Origin of the sequence: Staphylococcus sp. EG-SA-10, assembly GCF_017151945.1 — a bacterium.
Classification (GTDB): domain Bacteria; phylum Bacillota; class Bacilli; order Staphylococcales; family Staphylococcaceae; genus Staphylococcus; species Staphylococcus aureus.
The window spans coordinates 22,040-44,743 of the sequence record NZ_JACVZJ010000011.1 but is presented as its reverse complement, the minus strand read 5'-3'; the positions used below and the strand labels follow the sequence as shown (position 1 = coordinate 44,743).

The window sequence follows — 22,704 nt, the reverse complement described above, 5'->3', positions numbered from 1 at the left end:
GATCACCAAACTGCATGTCGAACAATGTAACATTTGGATTCGATATTTAAGATTGCTTGTGATGATAAACTTTCTCATTTAGAAAACGCTTCCACGTACATTCAAAAAAATAACTTTGTTAACCATATTGTAACATTATTTCATATATTTTGGGGCATGAGAATGATTCTCACGCCCAGTAATTTATTTATGCAATTGTTCATGTAGGTTCTTTGCGACGTTTTCAGGAATACCTATATTTTTAAAATCTTCAAGTGTAGCTTCCTTCATTTTCTTGATTGAACCGAATGAACGCAATAATAATGTTTTACGTTTGCTACCGATACCATCTATATCATCAAGGATTGATTTCAAGCCTGTCTTTTGACGTGTTTGTCTATGAAATGTGATTGCGAATCTGTGAACCTCATCTTGGATACGGTGCAACAAATAAAATGCTTGGCTATTTTTCTTCAGTGGTACAATTTCTGCACTAGCGCCATATAATAATTCAGATGTTTGGTGTTTATCATTTTTTTGCAAACCTGCAACAGGGATATCAAGACCTAATTCGTTTTGTAGCACATCAATAACCCCGTTCATATGTCCTTTACCACCATCTACTATAATTAAATCCGGTAATGGTAATCCTTCGTTTAAAACGCGAGAATATCGTCGTCTTACTACTTCTCTCATTGATTTGTAATCATCTGGACCTTTAACCGTTTTGATTTTATACTTTCTATAATTTTTCTTGTCTGGTTTACCATCGACAAATGTAACCATTGCTGACACTGGATCCACACCTTGGATATTAGAATTATCGAATGCTTCAATTCTAATTGGTGTTTGAATTCCCATTTGTGTTCCAAGTTCTTCAATAGCTTTAATTGTTCTGGACTCATCACGTGATATTAATTCAAATTTATTATTTAAGGATACTTTAGCGTTATGTGCAGCTAGGTCAACCATATCTTTTTTGGGACCTCGCGCGGGTTGAACGATTTTAGTGTCCACAACAGATTGAATCATTTCTTTATTCAAATTACGTGGTACATGAACTTCCTTAGGTAAAATATGTTGGTTTAAACTATAAAATTGTCCAATAAATGTATAAAATTCTTCTTCTTCTGTTTGCTGTAAGGGAATCATCGTTGTATCTCGCTTTATCATATTACCTTGTCGTATAAAGAAAACTTGGATACACATCCATCCTTTATCAACACTATAACCAAAGACATCACGAATCGTTTTATCTGATGACATAATTTTTTGTTTATTAGTTAGATTTTGAATATGTTGAATTAAATCTCTATATTCTTTAGCCCGTTCAAAATCAAGTGATTCACTTGCAGTTAACATTCGCTCTTCTAAACTTTTTAAAATTGTTTTGTCTTCCCCATTCAGAAAATCAGTAATTTCCTTCGTCATTTGTGCGTATTTACTCAAATCAACGTCATATACACATGGTCCTAAACATTGTCCAATATGGTAATAAAGACATAATTTATCTGGCATCTTATCACATTTGCGATATGGATATATTCTGTCTAATAACTTTTTAGTTTCTTGAGCAGAATATGCATTCGGATACGGTCCGAAATATTTGCCAGTACCTTGTTTTACGGTTCTCGTCACTAGTAGTCTAGGATATTTTTCCTTTGTTATTTTAATAAATGGATAACTTTTATCATCTTTTAATAAAATGTTGTATCTAGGTTGATATTGTTTAATCAGATTCAATTCCAGTAAAAGTGACTCTGTTTCACTTGACGTGACAATAAACTCAAAGCGACGTATTTCTCCAATCAGTCTCGTTGTTTTAGCATCATGAGCGCCCGTAAAATACGATCGCAAGCGATTTCTTAGCTTTTTAGCTTTGCCAACATATATCACTTGATCATTACGATCTTTCATTAAATAGCAGCCTGGTTCCATAGGTACGACATTTAATTTATTTTTAATTCGTTGCTTATAGTCTTCCAAAAATATCCCCCCTTCTAATTTTAAAATGAATGATGCTACGAAAGCGCTTCAAATTTATCACCACTAATTCTAGTTCATAATCAACATCTTCGAGTACGACTTTTCATGCACATCTTGTAATATTTAACATTGTTTTATCAAACCAACTGCTACATGTCTATTAGCATGCTTGATTATCATTTATCGTTCATAGATTTATTAATCCCACCATTCTCAAGTCGTAAACAATATGATGACTTATCATTCAACTTTTTATGTTAAAAACACAAACAAAAACTGGAGCAATTCATTAAAGAAATGCCCCAGTCGTCATTGGTTGTAACTTATAAATGTTTATCTAAAACTTCAGCTAAGTTTTCTTTTGGTTGGAAACCAACAACTTTATCAACTGGTTGACCGTCTTTAAAGACGATTAATGTTGGAATACTCATCACTTCATATTTAGCTGCAGTTGATGGATTTTCATCAACATCTAATTTTAAAATGTCAGCTTTACCTTCATAGTCAGCTGCTAATTCTTCTAATACTGGAGCGATCATTTTACATGGACCACACCATGTTGCCCAAAAATCTACTAATTGTACACCAGATTCTACTTTTGAATCAAAATCTGCATCTGTTACTTTTACGATTGCCATAAATGCCAATCCTCCTTAATTATTATTATGATGTTCAAATTATATCAGATAACATGCTTCATGTATTTCTATTTGCTCAATTTTTATGCTTATTTCAAATAACATGTTTGAAATGTATTCTTGTTGCTTTACATTATTTTAACTGCAGCTATTTAATTTATCAAATTATAATTTATTTTAGTGTTGCAACGGTAACGCCAAATCCACCTTCGCTTGGCATACCACCTCTAAAGTCACTAACACTTTTATGCTTTTTCAAATGTTGTTGTACACCTTTTTGAAGTGCACCTGTACCTTTACCATGAATGATATAAACTTGTTCGTAATTACTTAAAACGGCTTGATCTAAATATTGATCTAGTTCAATTAAAGCATCCTCATAACGGTAGCCTCGTAAGTCAAGTTCAGTTTTAATTGTTTGACGATTTTGACGTGTAACCATTTTCGTTGGCTTAACTTTTTCTTTTTGTTTTTTCTCTAAATCTTCAATAGGTAACTTCATTTTAATAATTCCCATTTGAACAATTGCTTCTTCATCATTGACAATTTCTAAAACTTCACCCTTTTGACCGTAAGATAATACTTTTACTTCATCACCAGCAACAATTTTATCGTATTTTTGCTTTTGTACATTTTGCTTTATAGATTTCGCTTCATAATGATCATCTAATCGTTTCTTCTTATCAATCAATTCATGTTCTTTAACATCTGCACCTTTTTGTTCACGCAATTGTCTTAAATCTTTAATAATATCGTCAGCTTCTTTTGTTGCAGCTTTAATCTTCTGATTTGCTTTTTCTTTCGCTTCCTCTATTAGAGACTTTTCATAATTTTGGAATTGTTGATACTGCTTAGATAAATCATCATGCACTTGCTCCGCTTCTTTTACAAGACGGTCCAGTTCTAACCTCTGTGTCTCTACACGTTTGTAATTACGCTCTAATGATTCAATCATTTCATTTATTTCTTTTTCATCAGTACCAATCATCGTCTTAGCCTTATTTATAATATTCAAACTAAGACCTAACTTTTTAGAAATATCAAAAGCATTTGAACGACCCGGCACACCCATTAATAACTTATACGTTGGACTCAAAGTATCTACATCAAATTCTACACTCGCATTCATAACGCCTTCTCGATTATAACTATATGCTTTAAGTTCAGGATAGTGCGTCGTTGCCATTACTAGAGAACCAATTTTTCTAACATGATCTAAAATGCTCATTGCTAAGGCAGCACCTTCACTTGGATCTGTACCTGCACCTAATTCATCAAATAAAACTAAACTATGTTTATCTGCATGCTTTAAAATTTCAACTATATTCGTCATATGAGATGAAAAAGTTGATAATGATTGTTCTATTGATTGTTCATCTCCGATATCGCAATATACATTTTTAAATACACTTAACTGACTACCATCAAGTGTTGGAATCAACAATCCAGATTGAGCCATAACAATAATTAAACCTAATGTTTTTAATGTTACTGTTTTACCACCTGTATTCGGTCCTGTAATAATTACCGTTTCAATATCTTCCATAAATTCGATGGTATTAGCTACAACAGTCTCACGATTTAATAATGGATGGTATGCTTTAGGTAAATATACAGTACGTTCCTCTTTAAATATCGGCTTTGTTCCTTTAATACTTCTACTATATCTCGCTTTTGCGATTAAAAAATCTAACTGACCCATGACTTGTTCTGCCACAAGTAGTGCATCTTTGTCCGCAGCCACATAACCAGTTAGTTGCGTTAAAATGCGTTCTTTTTCAATTGCTTCATCATGACGTAATCGACTAATTTGATTATTCATTTCAACAACTGATGATGGCTCAATATACAATGTTTGTCCTGAAGCAGATTGATCATGTACAATCCCATTAAAATCTTGTCGATATTCAGCTTTGACAGGTATAACGTTTCTTTCATTCCTAACTGTTACAATAGCATCTGATAATTTTTTCTGATTTGCTTGGCTTTTAACAATACGGTCCAAATTTTGTCTAATACGTTGATTCGTGCTAGAAATTTTACTTCTAATCCCTTGCAATTCATAACTCGCATTATCATATAAATCATACGTATCGCATGTTTCATTTATTTGTTGAAAAAGATCGGTTAACACAGGTAATTGATTCATCTTGTCATCTAATATTGGGTATTTAACATCTTCATCTTCTTCAACCAATTGATTATAAAATGTCTTAAATTGATTTTGTACTTGAATTAATCTTTTTATCAAGTTAAGCTCTGATACATTTAAAACGCCGCCAATATCAGCGCGATGAATGAATGCTGATACTTTAGATAAGCCACTCAAGCTTGGTAAACGATGCTTATTATAGATTTGAGCAATCTCATCCGTTTCTTCCATTTGAAAAACAACCGTTTCAAAATTAGTAGCTGGCATCATTTGATTGACCTTTTCCAAGCCTAAGTCACTAATAGTTTCATTGGCAACGAGTGATTTTATTTTTTCAAATTCTAAGACGTCTAATGTTTTTTGTCTCATAAAATCCCTCTATTTCTTAAGTTTTATATTATTTTCAATAAAGTCTTTGAAAGCTTCACGCGATAATGCGTTAATCACTCTATCTTTTGTTACAAATCCTTTTTGCGCAGTTGCTACGCCATAATTCATAAAATCTAAATGATTTGTATGATGCGCATCAGTGTTAATAGTTAATTTCACATTTGGATATTTACGAACGATATCAGCGTTCAGATCCAGTCGATGTGGATTGGCATTAATTTCTAATACTGTATTCGTTTCTTCAGATAATGCCATTAATTGTTCAATATTCGGTTTATAACCATCTCTTCTACCTATAATACGCCCTGTTGGATGCGCTATATGTCGCACGTATGGATTGCGACATGCATTAGCTAATCGTTCCATAATTTGTTCTTCTGATTGGTTAAAGCTTTGATGAATAGCTCCAATTACATAATCAAGTTGTGCTAAAATTTCATCATCATAATCCAGCGAGCCATCAGGTAATATATCCATTTCTGTACCTGAATAAATATCAATTTCACTATATTCTTTATCTAAAGCTTTAATTTCTTCGTTTTGTCTTAAAAGTCTTTCTACTTGTAAGCCATTAGCAACACGTAAACTTTGTGAATGATCAGTAATTACCATGAATTTATAACCTTTTGCGATATTTGCTTCTACCATGTCTCGAATGGAAAACGCACCATCACTATACGTTGTATGCATATGAATATCTCCATTAATATCATCTAATGTAATGATATTACTTAGATCTTTATCAAATTCGCTACCATCTTCTCGCATAGCAGGTGGTATAAAATTCACATTAAAATGTTCATATATTTTGGCTTCACTATCATATTGAATTAATGTACCATCAGCTTGTTCAATTCCATATTCACTTACTTTTTCATCACGTGCTTTAGCAAGTTGTCGAATTCTTATATTATGTTCTTTTGACCCAGTAAAATGCTGCAATGTATGATAAAAAGCACTTGGTTCAATTAATCGAAAATCGACACCAATCGTTTCATCATCATACGCTAATTCTAATGAAACTTTTGTGTTCCCCACTGCAACTTCTTTTACTTTATTGGGAATATTTAATAATTGTTGCTGCACTGCTTTTGGGTTATCGGTACTTATTATGAAATCTAAATCTTTGCTCATTTCTTTAAAACGACGGAAGCTTCCTGCAGATGAATATTGATCGATATAATTTAATGTATCTATATAATCAATGATTTCTTGATTAAGTCTTCTCATTTGATCAATTGGATATCTATCTTTCTTAGCACCAAGTTGTTTCACAGCTTCTAATATGTTTTGTTCCGTTTTCTTAGCAAATCCGCTTAATTCACTAACTTTTCCATTTTCACAAGCAACTTGAAGTGAAGCTTTATCAACAATATTCAACTCTTTATATAGCTTAGCAATTTTCTTGCTTCCAAGTCCTTGAATTTTCAAAAGTGGAATAAGACCTTCCGGAACTTCTTCCTGTAATTGCTGTAAATACTGAGATTCACCGGTCTCACGGTAATCATTGATTACTTCTGCAACACCTTTACCAATGCCTTTTAACTCCGTTACATCAGATATTTCATCTAATGGTCGTTCATCTAATTCAAGACTTTGAGCTGCTTTTCGATACGCTGATATTTTAAAAGTATTTTCCCCTTTTAATTCCATATAAGTAGCAATTTGTTCTAATAGTTTGATAACATCTTTTTTTGTCATAATAACACTCCATAAAAAGAAGACCAGGACGTATCATTAATATATACCTTTGTCCTGACCTCTTATGATAATTTATAAATTAATGGTGAAAGCCGATAAATATGGGATGTGAAAAATCAATGAATGACTCACAATAGATATTTTAAGCTGATGTTGTAATGCTTCGTTAGGATATAATGCCAATAGATATAACGTAAAGTGTAAGACAATTATCGTCATAAACACACCAACTATCATTCCCATTGCACGACTGAAAATATGAATGTTTTGATACGCTATTATTTTATCAAAAGTTACGATAATTAGATATAAAATGAACTTACAAAACAATGTAATCATTAAAAAAGCTACAATCGCTTCAAATCGATTTTGTAGATGATTAAAATGAAACGCAAAAGTTGTATTAAATGCTGTTGTTTTAGGATATGGAATAAATACAATTAATCTTTCTACAATAGATTTGTAAAATTGACTGGCAATCCACAATGATACAATCGTTGCACTCAAATGTATCATAGATAACCAAAAACCTCGTCTGAATCCAACGATGACAAAATACACAAAGAAAATGATTATGATAAAATCAATGACCATTTATTGCTCACGCTGCTGCAATTTGTGAATTTGTTGTTTCAAACGACGATTTTCTTCTTCTAGTAGTACTTTTTCATGCATAATATTCACAGCAGTTAGTATTGCTTTTCTTGAAGTATCTAAACCTGCTGCTTTATACCCTAATTCTTTTATTTTATCATCAACTAAATGTGCTACATATCGTATGTGCTCTGGGTTATCTTCCCCAACAATTGTAAAAAGCTGATCATTAATTGATACATTTACCTTGTTTTTAAACTGTGCCATTTATAATTTCTCCTGATCCTTTTTTTAAAATCTAAATTCACGTTATAAAATATGACTGGATTGTTTGTCTGAATTTGATACTAATATTGTTATATTGCAATTACGATAAAACAACAACACAATCTCTATAGATGACTTAATGTTCTTTTTATAATGAAATGAAATAATGTAAAGAATTTTCTATTCAATACTTTATCATGTTTAAATTGTGTCACTATAACATTTTCATAAACATTATACATGACCACTATGTATTTTGTAAGTATCCGCAATTAATTCTTTACAACATATATAAATGTTTCTGACGTTATTATCATTTATGATATGATTATTTTTGCTAATGATAATGAAATTATATGAAAGGATTTACACAAATGGCGAATATCGTTTTTAAATTGTCGGATAAAGACATAACGACATTAATGTCACGCATTTCTTTTGATACTGAGAATTTACCTCAAGGTATGAAAGCACGTGCAAAGTATCAAAATACAACTGTAAATATTTACCAATCAGGTAAAGTCATGTTTCAAGGTAATCATGCAGAAGCTGTGTCTGAAGAACTTCTACCGCAGCATTCTCAATTGAATACTAATAAAACTAAAAAGAAAAATATGGCTAATTCTTTTCTTGAACAAACTTTAATGTATGATCAATTTAACTGTATTGGTAGTGATGAAGCTGGAAGTGGCGATTACTTTGGTCCATTGACTGTATGTGCTGCTTTCGTTACCAAAGAGCATGTCCCTATTTTAAAAACTTTGGGTGTAGATGATTCAAAAAAATTAACCGATACCAAAATTGTAGAACTTGCTGAGCAATTGGTTACTTTCATCCCACATTCACTATTAACACTACACAATGAAAAATATAATATTCAGCAAGCAAAAGGCTGGACTCAAGTAAAAATGAAAGCTGTTCTTCATAATGAAGCCATCAAAAATGTACTTGAAAAAATTGATTCGTCTCAATTAGACTATATCGTCATTGATCAGTTCGCAAAACGCGAAGTGTATAGCCATTACGCATTATCCGATATACCACTTCCAAAGAAAACAAAATTTGAAACAAAAGGAGAATCGAAGTCATTAGCCATTGCAGTGGCAAGCATAATTTCTAGATACGCATTTGTTACGTATATGGATCAAATATCAAAAAATATTAATATGACAATTCCTAAAGGTGCCGGTGCTAAAGTCGATGTAATCGCCGCCAAAATTATAAAAAAATACGGTATTTCACGTTTAGATACCATTTCAAAAAAGCATTTTAAAAATCGTGAAAAAGCCCAAAAAATTTTAAAGCCTCTTTGATTTTTAATCATTAGAGGCTTTTATGCAGTTGTGCGAAGCATCAACTGTAATCCACTGTGCCTCTTTGATTTTTAAATGAAATGGAACCTAATAGGTGATCCTATTAGGTAAGTCATACTAATTTGCTTTGCTCATAAGTATGACTTTATATGCAGTTGTGCGAAGCATCAACTATATTCCGCTGTGCCTCTTTGATTTATAAATGAATTGGAACCTAATTGGTGACCCTAATTAGGTAAGTCATACTAATTTGCTTTGCTCATAAGTATGACTTTATATGCAGTGATGCGAAGCATCATCTGTAATCCGCTGTGCCTCTTTGATTTATAAATGAATTGGAACCTAATTGGTGAATCCAAAAATAAAACCCCATGTTAGGGATATTAATCTACTTCAGATATCCTTAACATGGGGTTTAAATCATTATCTAATAACAGCACCTTGTTCAATTAATGCTGCTTCAATTTCCGCTTGTACTTTTGAAACACGTTCATCTGTCAATGTTTCTTCTGTGTCTAAATAATTTAAACGTATTGCAATTGATTTTTTACCTTTTTCTAAATGTTCACCCTGATATACATCAAAGACAAGTGTGTCTTTTAATATATTGCCACCGTGTGCATGAATCGTTGATAATAAATCAGCTGCTGGAATATTTTGATTCACTTCTAATGCAATATCACGAGACATGCCTGGGAATCTCGGAATTGGCTGGTAATTAATGTAACCTACCGACACAGCCATTAATGCATCAAAATTCAACTCAAAAACATACGTCCGTTTTAAATCATTATCAGCTGCTAATGTTGGATGTAATTCACCAATAAAACCAACAACTTTATTCTCTAACAAGATTTCAGCTGTACGACCTGGATGTAATCCATCAATATCAGCACGACGATAACTAAATTCAAGGTTTAACTTTTCAGCTACTCGATCCACGACACCTTTTGCTAAATAGAAATCAACCGTTTCTTTCTTACCTTGCCATTGATTGACTACATAATCTCCAGTTAAAATACCACTTAAATATTCAACTTGATCTGGTAGTTCACCTTCACCATTAGCAAAGAAGACATTGCCGATTTCAAATAATTTTACATCTTTATTTTTGCGTGCCACATTATATGATGCCGCTTCGATTAAATGTGGTAATAAACTTTGACGTAATGACGCATGCGCTTCACTCATTGGCATCAATAAATCAATTGTTTGACGCTGTTGCATCGCAAATGCAGTAGCATCTTCTTTAGAAACTAATGAATACGTAATAGCTTGGTCTAATCCAGCACCTTCTAACACTTCTTTAACCATTCTAGTTTTATATTGACGATCAGTTAGCTGACCACTAGTAACTTTTTCGAAGACAGGTAACGTTGATGGAATATCGTCGTAACCATATATACGTGCAACTTCTTCAATTAAATCTTCTTTAATTGTAATATCTTTACGACGTGATGGTACTTGCACTGTAATAACATCATCATTTATTTCTGTATCAAACCCTAGTTGATTAAAAATAGTAACAATATCATTTTGTGACAAATCAAATCCAATAGTGCGATTAATTTTATCAGCAGTGATGTCGATTGGTGTAATAAATGCACCAAGTTCTCCTGAAGATACTCTATCTTTTAGCACTTTTCCGTTTGCATAAGTTTGTAATAAATAACATGCACGGTCGACTGCTTCATCTACAAATTCAGTAGCTATTCCTTTTTCAAAACGACTAGATGATTCACTGCGTAAATTTAAACGTCTTGATGTATGACGAATGGAAACAGAATCAAAAATAGCACCTTCAATAACTATATTTGATGTATGTTCTTTAACTTCTGAAAAATCGCCACCCATAACACCAGCTAATGCAATTGGAGTTTGTCCATTAGTAATGACAATATCGCTCGTTAATAATTCACGTTCTGTATCATCTAATGTTGTCATTTTTTCGCCTTCATTAGCTTGACGAACAACAATTTGTTGTGAACCAATCGCATCTTGATCAAACATATGCAATGGTTGACCGTATTCTAATAACACATAATTTGAAATGTCGACAACATTATTAATAGGACGTATACCTGCTTTTATTAAGCGTGCTTGCATCCAAATTGGCGAGGGTTCAATTGTCACGTTGTGAACAACACGTGCACTATAATATGGTACTTTATCTTCATTTTCAATTGTCACGGTTAGTTCATCATTTGCAGATAACTCAAGCTCATTTGATGTTGTCTCTGGCTTAGTCATTTTTGTATTATATAATGCTGCAACTTCATAAGCAGTACCTATCATACTTAAAGCATCTGCACGATTCGGCGTTAAATCAAATTCCATTACTTGATCATCTAAATATAAAGCTTGTAAGGCATCTGTTCCTGGAACTTGGGATTCACTAAATACATAAATGCCTGATTCAAAACTTTTCGGTATATAATTACTTGAAATACCAATTTCTTGTAACGAACAAATCATACCTTCTGAACGTTCACCGCGTAATTTGGCACGCTTAATTTTAATACCACCAGGCAATCTTCCACCTACTTTAGCAACAATGACATATTGTCCTGCATCAACATTCGGTGCACCACATACTATTTGTACAGGTTCGTCTTCTCCGATATCAACTTGGCAAACATTTAATTTATCTGCATCAGGATGTTTCTCTTTTGACTTAACGAAGCCGACAACTAAATTTTTGATATCTTTTGTGTAGTCAATTAAATCATCCACTTCAATACCTGTGCGCGTAATACGTTCTGCCAAATTACTTACAGAATCATCGATTGTTACATATTCTTTCAACCATTCATTTGATATCAACATTACATGTCACCTCTATCTTCTACCGCTTTAAATTGATCTAAAAATCTCACATCATTAGTATAGAAATGACGAATATCTTCTATACCATATTTCAACATTGCAATACGGTCTGGTCCCATACCAAATGCAAATCCAGAGTACTCTGAAGAATCAAAACCAGCCATTTCTAATACATTAGGATGTACCATTCCAGCACCTAAAATTTCAATCCATCCTGTGTGTTTACACACATTACAACCTTTTCCTTTACATTTAAAACATGACACATCAACTTCTACAGAAGGTTCAGTGAATGGGAAATAACTTGGACGTAAACGAATTTCACGATCAGCACCAAATAATTTCTTAGCTAACAATTCTAAAGTACCTTTCAAATCACTCATTTTAACGTTTTTATCAACAACTAATCCTTCAATTTGTGTAAATTGATGACTATGTGTCGCATCATCAGAGTCACGACGATACACTTTACCAGGGCAAATAATTTTAACTGGACCTTGACCATGACGTGATTCCATCGTACGTGCTTGCACTGGTGATGTATGCGTACGTAATAAAATTTCATCCGTAATATAGAAACTATCTTGCATATCACGTGCAGGGTGTGATTTAGGTAAATTCAGCATTTCGAAGTTATAATGATCTTGTTCAACTTCATATCCATTCACAATTTCATAACCTAAACCTAAGAATAAGTCTTCAATTTCTTCTATTGTACGTGTTAATGGATGCTTTGAACCGATTTCAATATGACGACCTGGTAATGATACATCAATTGTTTCTTCAGCCAATTGCTTATTTAATTTTTCTTTAACTAACATCTGTTGTCTTTCATCTAATTCATTTTGAATTGTTTGACGCAATTCATTCACTTTTTGACCAAACGCAGGTTTCTCTTCATTCGGCAAATCCTTCATCAATTTCATTAGTCCGCTAACTGACCCTTTTTTACCTAAGTATTTCACTTTAACTTCTTGCAGTGCACGTTCATCATTTGCTTCATTAATATCTACAAGCGCTTGTTGTTTTAACTCTGACATTGTTTGTTGTTCAGACATATGTCACTGACCTCCCTATTCGAACTATTCATTTTCTATTTATCATATTTGTTGTTTAACTAAAAAATGACTTTCATCCTCTTAAAAAATAAGGGACGAAAGTCATTTCCGTGGTACCACCCAAATTTATGCCTAAGCATACACTTGTTTAATATTGATAACGGATTGTCTTTCCGACTTAAATCTCTTTAAGTAACCAAAAAGGTGAAAAGACTTTAAATAATTGGAATAACTTGCAGTCACGATTATTCTCCCTAAAACAATTATTTATATAAATGTCCATGCCTTTTTATTGGTTTATATTCAATTGTGTATGCAATCACGTAGAAATGTTCTGTTAAACAATTAATTATAATTATATCGGAAAACTTTCAACACGGTCAACCTTTCAAATGATAAAGTAAAATACTACCTGCAATCGCTACATTTAAACTTTCAGCTTTACCATAAATAGGTATGATTAAATTTTGTGTAGTATGTGCTAATAATTCAGGATTAACACCTTCTCCCTCATTACCTAATAGTAGTGCAAAAGAATCACTTGAAGTAACTTCTTTATAAGCCACTGCGTTTTCAAGTGCTGTACCATAAACAGGACCATTAAATTGAGTAATAAACGTATCGAGATCTTGTGTCATAATTGGCAAATGGAAAACACTACCTTGACTCGCTCGCAACACTTTATCTTGATAAGGATCTGTCGTACCCTTCTCCATTATTACAGCATCCATTCCAGCAGCATCCGCAGTTCTAATTAATGTACCTAAATTTCCAGGATCTTGAACACGATCGATAAGCAATACTTGTTGTGCTTTAGAAATATCATATTGTGGCTTCTCAATGATTGCGAAAAAACCTTGTGGTGTCACTGTACCTGATAAAGATTCAGCAACTTTCATGTTTATTTCAAAAACTTCTTGCGCGTATGCGATAATTTGCTGATCTAATCTAGCAGGTTCAATTGCAAATAATTGTGTAATTACAATCCCACTTTGATAAGCTTCTTCAATTAAATGCACACCTTCAATTAAAGCTAATCCAGTTTTATCCCTCTCACGTTTCTTTTTTAGCTTGTTCGCTTGTTTAATTCTATTATTTTGTGCAGAAGTAATTTGTTCCATAGATAGCTCCTCGCTTTATTTTTAAAAATAAAAATATTAATCATTAATAAGATGAAAACATTTGATTGTATAGTTAATATTAATTAATCGATTTTATCACTCATATTATTTCAAATTGTATAAATTTCTTTTATCGATACTACTACTATAAATCATACGCCCCAAAATATCATTATTAATTCTTTTCTTCTTCAAAATAAATCAAAATCATATATTTGATGATTATTTTCAAAGCACATTCAAATCAAACTACGTTTTAGCAATTTGTTGTTAGCATGTTTGTGTTCATTAAAAAAACGACCATCATCAGTATCATGTATGGTCGTTACAAAAGTTAACAATACCAATTGTCATAACAAGTACTGCAACCTCTTTAAATTCAATTATTTCATGTAACTATAGCCTATATCATATGTAATTACTTTGTTATTGATAATCGGGCTACTTTCATCTTCATTTTTACTTCTAACATGTTTATGTGCTGCTTTAAAGACATCAGATTTTAACCAATCCGTAAAAGCTTGCTTTGATTTCCAAACTGTTAAAATTTTTACTTCATCAAAATCTTCTTGTTCTAAAGTTTGTGTAACAAACATGCCATCAAAGCCTTCTAATGTTTCAATCCCATGTCTCGTGTAAAATCGTTCTATAATATCTTTTGCTGTTCCTTTTGTTAACGTCAGCCTATTTTCTGCCATAAATTTCATAATTATCCTCTTTTCTGTTTAACTTACCTTAATTATTTTTGCGACAACAACAATTCTTTTCGTTGTTTCACTATATGCATCTTCGCACGTTGATAAAGTCATTATTTTATCTTTTACCGTTACATTAACATCTGAGTTAATCACAGATTTACGTTTTGTCTCATCTATAAATTGTTGATAATCTTGATCATTTTCAAAATCTGTACGTATGTAATTATCTTTAGTAGTAGTTTTATATGCACTAAATACTTGCAATTGATATTTACCATATTTATTGTCAAATTCAATTATCTTGTGTTTTTCATAAAACGATTGCTTTAAATAATCTTCTAACACATCAAACATCGTATTATCACCGACATGGTGCCCGTATAAAATAGTATTATGATTTAAATTCTTCAATTCATTTCTAAAATCCATAAAAATACTACCTTTACGTCGATGTTCTCGCTCAAAATCTAAATTTAAATAATCGTGATTTGTCTTACCTTGTAGTACTGGATAATTCAATGATGTTCCTGATAATTTTATCCATCCAACAATGTCTTTATTTATTTTTTCAAGTGATTCAAATTGTGGTCTCACATGTGCTTGATGTTTGCTCATCAGCATTTGAAATTTTTGTTGTAATTTCTCATAATTTGCGCGTTCTTGCTTGTCTTCAATATATGTTTGAACAATTTTGTAACCAAAAATGATAATAATTACAACCAATAAAATTTGTACAATAGTTAAAAATCGCTTCATTCTCATAAAAATCCTCTTTTATTAACGACGTTTCTTCAGTCATCACTAAACCAGTTGTTGTACCGTTTTAGATTCGATTTCGTTGACTTTGACAAATTAAGTAAATTAGCATTGGACCACCGACAATCATTAAAATAGCATTGGCTGGAATTTCTAAAGGAGGCTGTATCACTCGTCCTAATAAATCAGCCACTAACAATAGCCATGCACCAATAACTGTAGAAAACGGAATAAGTACTCTGTAATTGCCCCCAACTAGCTTTCTAACCACATGTGGCACAATAATACCTAAAAAGGCTAGTTGTCCAACAATCGCAACAGTTGCACTTGCTAAAAATACTGCTAATAAACCTGTTAACCATCTGTAACGATCAATATTAAAACCGATACTTCGCGCTTGTATGTCATCTAAATTTAGTAAATTCAATTTAGGGGACAATAGTAATGTTAATATTAATCCCAATAAAGCTGATACTGCTAATATGTATACGTCGCTCCATATTTTCATTGTTAAGCCTTGAGGAATTTTCATTAAAGGGTTTTGAGTTAAAATTTCTAAAACACCATTTAATAATACGAATAACGCAACGCCTACTAATATCATACTTACAGCATTAAATCTAAATTTAGAATGCAACACAATAATTATTAAAAATGGTATTAAACCACCAATAAAACTTAATAATGGTAAGTAAAAGTACAATTGTGGAATAAACAACATACAAAGTGCTCTCATTATAAGTGCACCTGATGAAACGCCAATGATATTCGCCTCTGCCAAAGGATTTTGTAGTGCTGCTTGTAATAATGCTCCAGAAACTGCTAACATTGCGCCAACCATCAATGCAATTAATATACGTGGCAATCGCAAATCAATGATTGAATCCACTGCTTCATTGCTACCAGTTGTAAATTTTGTAATTAGGTCATTAAATGACAATTTAATTGTACCGGTTACAAACGAAATATAAGCTGTTGCGATTAAAATGACTAACAAACATAAAAATAGTAGTTTCTTTTTATTTTTTATCATCATATCAACTCACTATTTTTTATCCTTATAAAATAAATCATATAATTGAGTCATTGCCTTATCAGCATCAACATTTGCTGTAATACCGAATGGCACTTCCTCTAAGTCATAAACATGATTATTTTTCACAGCTTTAAAATGTTTCCAAATATCATTTTGTTTAAATTCTTTTTGAAACATTTTCTTAACTTCTTCAGGCATTCCGTGTGGTAATCGTAAAATAATATCTGGATTGATATTCAACAAATTTTCAGTATTAGACGAAATATATTGACGATCTTTCACTTTAATAACATTTTCTCCACCTGCTATTTTAACTAAATCACCAATATATGATTTATCAGTTGCTACTAAATAGCTACCCGGTACACCCATTAATATTAACACTTTGGGATGTTTCTTTTGTTTAGCTGCTTTATTTTCAATTTTTTGCTTAACAGAATTTAAATGGTCATTTAATTCTTTTGCTTGTGCTTTACGATTAAATTGATCACCTAATTGTGTAATCGACTTTTGCATCCCTTTTAAACTATCAAAATCATAAAAGTAGCCTTTCATATTTAATTGTTTGTAAAATGGTTGCATTTCATCTTTAATCGTTGACACACTCAAAACATGTGTTGGTTTTAACTTTTTAACAGCTTCAACATTCGGCTCCATTGGTTGACCAATTTCCGGTACCTCTTTATAACGATTAGGCAATGTCTTATATGACGTGGGTTTGCCGACAATTGGTAAATCCAATTTGTCCAATGTCATTGTCAATGCAACAGTTGTTGGTACGATTCTGAATTCGCCGGATTTAGTTGATTCTTGAGAACTGGAAGATTGACAGCTGGTTAAGATAACGACGCTTATCACTAAAATGGTTAAATACTTTATGATTCTCAAACTTGGTTACCTCTCTTTCTGCTGTATAAATGTGCCGAAATAAGTAAAATGGTTGCTAACACAATGCCAGCTGCAAATAACATATATTGCTTTTTATGATTTGGTTCATCAAGTTCTTTAATATCACTAGATAATTGACTACTATTCTTGCTATCATCATCTCTATTAAAAGCTGGTAACGCTTTTTCTTTTTCAACTACTTTTTTCTTTTCCTTTTTTGATTTTTCATCTTTATGTTTCGGTTGCTCTTTGTGATCATTTTCAACCTTTTTTACTGTTGGAGGGCTATTTTCAACTTTTAATGTACCTGATGCTTTAGGTCGCTCATTTTCAATCTTTTTATTACTGTCTTGTTGCACTTTATCTTTTTGTACAGGAATATCATTTAATCCTTTTTCAGTAAAAAGGCTAGTACGTCTTTCCTTAATGTCTGATTTTTGACTATCTTTTTTGTCATCAATATCTTTTTTAAGCTGATCTTGATTATTTTCTTGATTTTGATGTTTTGAAGGCACTTCTTTTGCATCATCATGTTGTACTTTTTTCTCTTTAAAATGAATAGAATACACCATTTCTTTGTTATCTAGATCTTTCTTTTCAGCCAACGTTTTAACATGCATATTGATTTTATCCATATGCTGTTCAATTAAAATTCTTACTATTGTGTCATCCTTTTCATCTTTTATAACAAAAGGAAATTCTTCATTTTTGTCATTTTGAAATACAAGTTGTTCTTTATCAATTTGACCTTTTAGTTTTACTTGCAAGTAAATTTTACCAGTCATATCTGAAATCAATTTCGCCTTTTCGTCAACTAGTTGTTGTTCCTCAGTTACATTTTTATTTTCTTGATTAAAAATTAGTAACTCTAACGCTTTATTCTCTTTTATCTTTTCATCAAAAATTGATGAAGTTAATTCTGTTTTATCTTTTGCTTCAGGTTGATTAAATTTGGCTGATGGATATTTCATCTCATCAGCCAACACGCTACCAATCATTGTTGTATATGTAAATATACCTAAGCTAATAATAGCTATAATAGATTTTGTAGCAATTTGTTTAACATTTCTCATTATTCCACATTGCCTTTAGATTTTTTTCTAACAAACAATGTGATTGCGATTAATAATGCTAAGGATGCAACTGGTATTGCATATATATATGCAGGTGTACCAGCATTTGTTTGTGGATTTTCTACTTTGTCTTTATTCGAACTGTTAGATTCACTTTGACCAGTAGTCGCTCCATCAGATCCTTTGTCACTACCTGAAGCAGAATTTTTATCATCTTTACCTGGTGCATTAGCAACTGCTACATCAGTTGCTCCATTAAATTTATATGTAATATTGTAATGATGGTCATATTTGAATGGCTTACCATTTACTTTTTCATCGATATAAACGTCAATTTTTCCATCTATTTTACCGTTCAACTTACTTACTTCAAATTCAGAAGTACGTTCATCTTTGGCAGTGTTTTTACTAATAATATTTTCTTTATGTCCTTCGATACTCATTCCTGTAATCCAATGACTGTGGTTTACAGTTATTTGAACATACAATTTACCATTTTTCTTAATGTACTTTGCCGGTTTATTAAAATAGTCATTAGCAATCGACGTGTCATTGGTATTGTATTTGTAAACCTCATAATTCAAAGTGCCACTATCCGCGGCATTTGCAGAATTACTGAATGTCGCGATGATGATAATTAATGCTAAAATCGTTGTATTAAAAACTTTTAAAATATTTTTCAAAACATAATCCTCCTTTTTATGATTGCTTTTAAGTCTTTACTAAAATCATAAATAATAATGATTATCATTGTCAATATTTATTTTATAATCAATTTATTATTGTTATACGAAAATAGATGTGCTAGTATAATTGATAACCATTATCAATTGCAATGGTTAATCATCTCATATAACAACACATAATTTGTATCCTTAGGAGGAAAACAACATGACAAAACATTATTTAAACAGTAAGTATCAATCAGAACAACGTTCATCAGCTATGAAAAAGATTACAATGGGTACAGCGTCTATCATTTTAGGTTCCCTTGTATACATAGGCGCAGACAGCCAACAAGTAAATGCGGCAACAGAAGCTACGAACGCAACTAATAATCAAAGCACACAAGTTTCTCAAGCAACATCACAACCAATTAATTTCCAAGTGCAAAAAGATGGATCTTCAGAGAAGTCACACATGGATGACTATATGCAACACCCTGGAAAAGTGATTAAACAAAATAATAAATATTATTTCCAAGCTGTATTAAACAACGCATCATTCTGGAAAGAATACAAATTTTACAATGCAAACAATCAAGAATTAGCAACAACTGTTGTTAACGATGATAAAAAAGCTGACACTAGAACAATCAATGTTGCTGTTGAACCTGGGTATAAGAGTTTAACTACAAAAGTACATATTGTCGTGCCACAAATTAATTACAATCATAGATATACTACGCATTTAGAATTTGAAAAAGCAATTCCTACATTAGCTGACGCAGCAAAACCAAACAATGTTAAACCGGTTCAACCAAAACCTGCTCAACCTAAAACACCTACTGAGCAAACTAAACCAGTTCAACCTAAAGTTGAAAAAGTTAAACCTACTGTAACTACAACAAGCAAAGTTGAAGACAATCACTCTACTAAAGTTGTAAGTACTGATACAACAAAAGATCAAACTAAAACACAAACTGCTCATACAGTTAAAACAGCACAAACAGCTCAAGAACAAAATAAAGTTCAAACACCTGTTAAAGATGTTGCAACAGCGAAATCTGAAAACAACACTCAAGCTGTAAGTGATAATAAATCACAACAAACTAACAAAGTTACAAAACAAAACGAAATTCATAAACAAGGACCTTCAAAAGATTCTAAAGCTAAAGAATTACCAAAAACTGGTTTAACTTCAGTTGATAACTTTATTAGCACAGTTGCCTTCGCAACACTTGCCCTTTTAGGTTCATTATCTTTGTTACTTTTCAAAAGAAAAGAATCTAAATAAATCTTCGTCACACTCATAACTTAATATATTTTTTATTTTAAATTTTATTTAACCTATGTCGTAGATATTCCATAATCTATAACATAGGTTATTTTTTTATAAAATAACGTTGAAATTAACTGCCATTTCAATGTACAATACAAGTAATCAATTGATAATGATTATCAGTTGATAATATACAATTAGGAGTTGTTTCTACAACATGAACAAACAACAAAAAGAATTTAAATCATTTTATTCAATTAGAAAGTCATCACTAGGCGTTGCATCTGTAGCGATTAGTACACTTTTATTATTAATGTCAAATGGCGAAGCACAAGCAGCTGAAGAAACAGGTGGTACAAATACAGAAGCACAACCGAAAACCGAAGCAGTTGCAAGTCCATCAACAACAACTGAAAAAGCTCCAGAAGCTAAACCAGTAGCCAATGCTGTCTCAGTATCTAATAAAGAAGTTGAGGCCCCTACTTCTGAAACAAAAGAAGCTAAAGAAGTTAAAGAAGTTAAAGCCCCTAAGGAAACAAAAGAAGTTAAACCAGCAACAAAAGCCGATAACAATACATATCCTATTTTGAATCAGGAACTAAGAGAAGCGATTAAAAACCCTGCAATAAAAGACAAAGATCATAGCGCACCAAACTCTCGTCCAATTGATTTTGAAATGAAAAAGAAAGATGGAACTCAACAGTTTTATCATTATGCAAGTTCTGTTAAACCAGCTAGAGTTATTTTCACTGATTCAAAACCAGAAATAGAATTAGGTTTACAATCAGGTCAATTTTGGAGAAAATTTGAAGTTTATGAAGGTAACAAAAAGTTGCCAATTAAATTAGTATCATACGATACTGTTAAAGATTATGCTTACATTCGCTTCTCTGTTTCAAATGGAACAAAAGCCGTTAAAATTGTAAGTTCAACTCACTTCAATAACAAAGAAGAAAAATACGATTACACATTAATGGAATTCGCACAACCAATTTATAACAGTGCAGATAAATTCAAAACTGAAGAAGATTATAAAGCTGAAAAATTATTAGCGCCATATAAAAAAGCGAAAACACTAGAAAGACAAGTTTATGAATTAAATAAAATTCAAGATAAACTTCCTGAAAAATTGAAAGCTGAATACAAGAAGAAATTAGAAGAGACGAAAAAAGCTTTAGATGAACAAGTGAAATCTGCGATAACTGAATTCCAAAATGTACAACCAACAAATGAAAAAATGACTGATTTACAAGATACAAAATATGTTGTTTATGAAAGTGTTGAGAATAACGAATCTATGATGGATACTTTTGTTAAACACCCTATTAAAACAGGTATGCTTAACGGAAAAAAATATATGGTAATGGAAACTACTAATGACGATTACTGGAAAGATTTCATGGTTGAAGGTCAACGTGTTAGAACAATTAGCAAAGATGCTAAAAATAACACTAGAACGATTATTTTCCCATATGTTGAAGGTAAAACTCTATATGATGCTATCGTTAAAGTTCACGTAAAAACTATTGATTATGATGGACAATACCATGTCAGAATCGTTGATAAAGAAGCATTTACAAAAGCCAATGCCGATAAATCTAACAAAAAAGAACAACAAGATAACTCAGCTAAGAAGGAAACTACTCCAGCTACGCCTAGCAAACCAACAACACCACCTGTTGAAAAAGAATCACAAAAACAAGACAGCCAAAAAGATGACAATAAACAATCACCAAGTGTTGAAAAAGAAAATGACGCATCTAGTGAGTCAGGTAAAGACAAAACGCCTGCTACAAAACCAGCTAAAGCTGAAGTAGAATCAAGTAGTACAACTCCAACTAAGGTAGTATCTACGACTCAAAATGTTGCAAAACCAACAACTGCTTCATCAGAAACAACAATAGATGTTGTTCAAACTTCAGCAGGTTCTAGCGAAGCAAAAGATAGTGCTCCATTACAAAAAGCAAACATTAAAAACACAAATGATGGACACACTCAAAGCGAAAACAATAAAAATACACAAGAAAATAAAGCAAAATCATTACCACAAACTGGTGAAGAATCAAATAAAGATATGACATTACCATTAATGGCATTATTAGCTTTAAGTAGCATCGTTGCATTCGTATTACCTAGAAAACGTAAAAACTAATTAATCGTCTTTATATTTAATTATTAAATTAACAAATTTTAATTGGCAGATGAGGTATCCTGTTACCTCGTCCGCCATTTATTTTTTGCAATATAAAAAGTCCCACTTAAAACAATCATTTTAAGCGGGACTTTT

General features: G+C 31.9%; 19 protein-coding genes and 1 pseudogene. 4 read left to right on the top strand and 16 right to left on the bottom strand.

Annotation, left to right across the window (positions count from 1 at the left end; all coding sequences use genetic code 11):
* Positions 1-183: 183 nt before the first annotated feature.
* Entirely contained in the window at positions 184-1,965 is a 1,782-nt protein-coding gene (gene uvrC, locus IDG45_RS09245) for an excinuclease ABC subunit UvrC (protein WP_000390515.1), read from the bottom strand.
* 165 nt (positions 1,966-2,130) lie between these two features.
* Between uvrC and IDG45_RS09240 the strand changes: the two genes are divergently transcribed.
* Positions 2,131-2,226, top strand: coding sequence for a hypothetical protein (locus IDG45_RS09240; protein ID WP_001803554.1), 96 nt, complete (start codon positions 2,131-2,133; stop codon positions 2,224-2,226).
* Positions 2,227-2,288: 62 nt separating this feature from the next.
* On the opposite strand, the gene trxA is transcribed toward IDG45_RS09240, so the two are convergent.
* The 5 genes and pseudogenes from trxA to IDG45_RS09215 form a co-directional block, all read right to left on the bottom strand.
* Positions 2,289-2,603 carry a thioredoxin gene (trxA, locus tag IDG45_RS09235; RefSeq protein WP_001018928.1) on the bottom strand — a complete coding sequence of 105 codons (315 nt, stop codon included), beginning with the start codon at positions 2,601-2,603 and terminating at the stop codon, positions 2,289-2,291.
* A gap of 172 nt (positions 2,604-2,775) precedes the next feature.
* The gene (locus IDG45_RS09230) at positions 2,776-5,124 is read right to left on the bottom strand and encodes an endonuclease MutS2 (protein WP_001249271.1); all 2,349 of its coding nucleotides are present in this window, start codon (positions 5,122-5,124) and stop codon (positions 2,776-2,778) included.
* Positions 5,125-5,133: 9 nt separating this feature from the next.
* Positions 5,134-6,846: a DNA polymerase/3'-5' exonuclease PolX gene (polX, locus tag IDG45_RS09225; RefSeq protein ID WP_000161948.1), complete on the bottom strand. Its 1,713-nt coding sequence runs from the start codon at positions 6,844-6,846 to the stop codon at positions 5,134-5,136.
* A gap of 72 nt (positions 6,847-6,918) precedes the next feature.
* Positions 6,919-7,440: a CvpA family protein gene (locus IDG45_RS09220; protein ID WP_000234068.1), complete on the bottom strand. Its 522-nt coding sequence runs from the start codon at positions 7,438-7,440 to the stop codon at positions 6,919-6,921.
* Positions 7,441-7,447: 7 nt separating this feature from the next.
* Positions 7,448-7,707, bottom strand: a pseudogene (locus tag IDG45_RS09215) (cell division protein ZapA).
* Positions 7,708-8,081: 374 nt separating this feature from the next.
* Between IDG45_RS09215 and rnhC the strand changes: the two are divergent.
* On the top strand, positions 8,082-9,020 hold the full coding sequence (gene rnhC / locus IDG45_RS09210; RefSeq protein ID WP_001284261.1) for a ribonuclease HIII: 939 nt from the start codon (positions 8,082-8,084) through the stop codon (positions 9,018-9,020).
* 423 nt (positions 9,021-9,443) lie between these two features.
* Here rnhC and pheT read toward each other — a convergent pair whose 3' ends face one another.
* From pheT to isdC, 10 genes are all read right to left on the bottom strand, one after another.
* Entirely contained in the window at positions 9,444-11,846 is a 2,403-nt protein-coding gene (pheT, locus tag IDG45_RS09205; RefSeq protein ID WP_000908995.1) for a phenylalanine--tRNA ligase subunit beta, read from the bottom strand.
* Complete coding sequence (pheS, locus tag IDG45_RS09200; RefSeq protein WP_000003566.1) at positions 11,846-12,904, bottom strand: phenylalanine--tRNA ligase subunit alpha; 1,059 nt, start codon at positions 12,902-12,904, stop codon at positions 11,846-11,848. Before pheS ends, pheT begins: the two co-directional genes overlap by 1 nt.
* Positions 12,905-13,284: 380 nt before the next feature.
* A complete protein-coding gene (locus IDG45_RS09195) occupies positions 13,285-14,025 on the bottom strand; it encodes a TrmH family RNA methyltransferase (RefSeq protein ID WP_000435377.1) in 741 nt (246 codons plus the stop codon).
* Positions 14,026-14,264: 239 nt separating this feature from the next.
* A complete protein-coding gene (locus tag IDG45_RS09190; protein WP_001803551.1) occupies positions 14,265-14,372 on the bottom strand; it encodes a hypothetical protein in 108 nt (35 codons plus the stop codon).
* A gap of 36 nt (positions 14,373-14,408) precedes the next feature.
* A complete protein-coding gene (gene isdG / locus IDG45_RS09185; RefSeq protein WP_000670950.1) occupies positions 14,409-14,732 on the bottom strand; it encodes a staphylobilin-forming heme oxygenase IsdG in 324 nt (107 codons plus the stop codon).
* Between the two features lie 18 nt (positions 14,733-14,750).
* On the bottom strand, positions 14,751-15,485 hold the full coding sequence (gene srtB / locus IDG45_RS09180) for a class B sortase (RefSeq protein ID WP_001242416.1): 735 nt from the start codon (positions 15,483-15,485) through the stop codon (positions 14,751-14,753).
* 61 nt (positions 15,486-15,546) lie between these two features.
* On the bottom strand, positions 15,547-16,512 hold the full coding sequence (gene isdF / locus IDG45_RS09175; protein ID WP_000594542.1) for a hemin ABC transporter permease protein IsdF: 966 nt from the start codon (positions 16,510-16,512) through the stop codon (positions 15,547-15,549).
* A gap of 12 nt (positions 16,513-16,524) precedes the next feature.
* Positions 16,525-17,403 carry a heme ABC transporter substrate-binding protein IsdE gene (gene isdE / locus IDG45_RS09170; protein ID WP_001220208.1) on the bottom strand — a complete coding sequence of 293 codons (879 nt, stop codon included), beginning with the start codon at positions 17,401-17,403 and terminating at the stop codon, positions 16,525-16,527.
* Positions 17,400-18,476 carry an iron-regulated surface determinant protein IsdD gene (isdD, locus tag IDG45_RS09165; RefSeq protein WP_001807177.1) on the bottom strand — a complete coding sequence of 359 codons (1,077 nt, stop codon included), beginning with the start codon at positions 18,474-18,476 and terminating at the stop codon, positions 17,400-17,402. Before isdD ends, isdE begins: the two co-directional genes overlap by 4 nt.
* Positions 18,476-19,159 carry a heme uptake protein IsdC gene (gene isdC, locus IDG45_RS09160; RefSeq protein ID WP_206171603.1) on the bottom strand — a complete coding sequence of 228 codons (684 nt, stop codon included), beginning with the start codon at positions 19,157-19,159 and terminating at the stop codon, positions 18,476-18,478. The genes isdD and isdC overlap by 1 nt, the downstream gene beginning before the upstream one ends.
* Positions 19,160-19,367: 208 nt before the next feature.
* Between isdC and isdA the strand changes: the two genes are divergently transcribed.
* Entirely contained in the window at positions 19,368-20,432 is a 1,065-nt protein-coding gene (gene isdA, locus IDG45_RS09155; protein ID WP_000160849.1) for an LPXTG-anchored heme-scavenging protein IsdA, read from the top strand.
* A 202-nt stretch (positions 20,433-20,634) separates the two neighbouring features.
* A complete protein-coding gene (gene isdB, locus IDG45_RS09150) occupies positions 20,635-22,569 on the top strand; it encodes a heme uptake protein IsdB (RefSeq protein ID WP_001041592.1) in 1,935 nt (644 codons plus the stop codon).
* Positions 22,570-22,704: the final 135 nt, after the last annotated feature.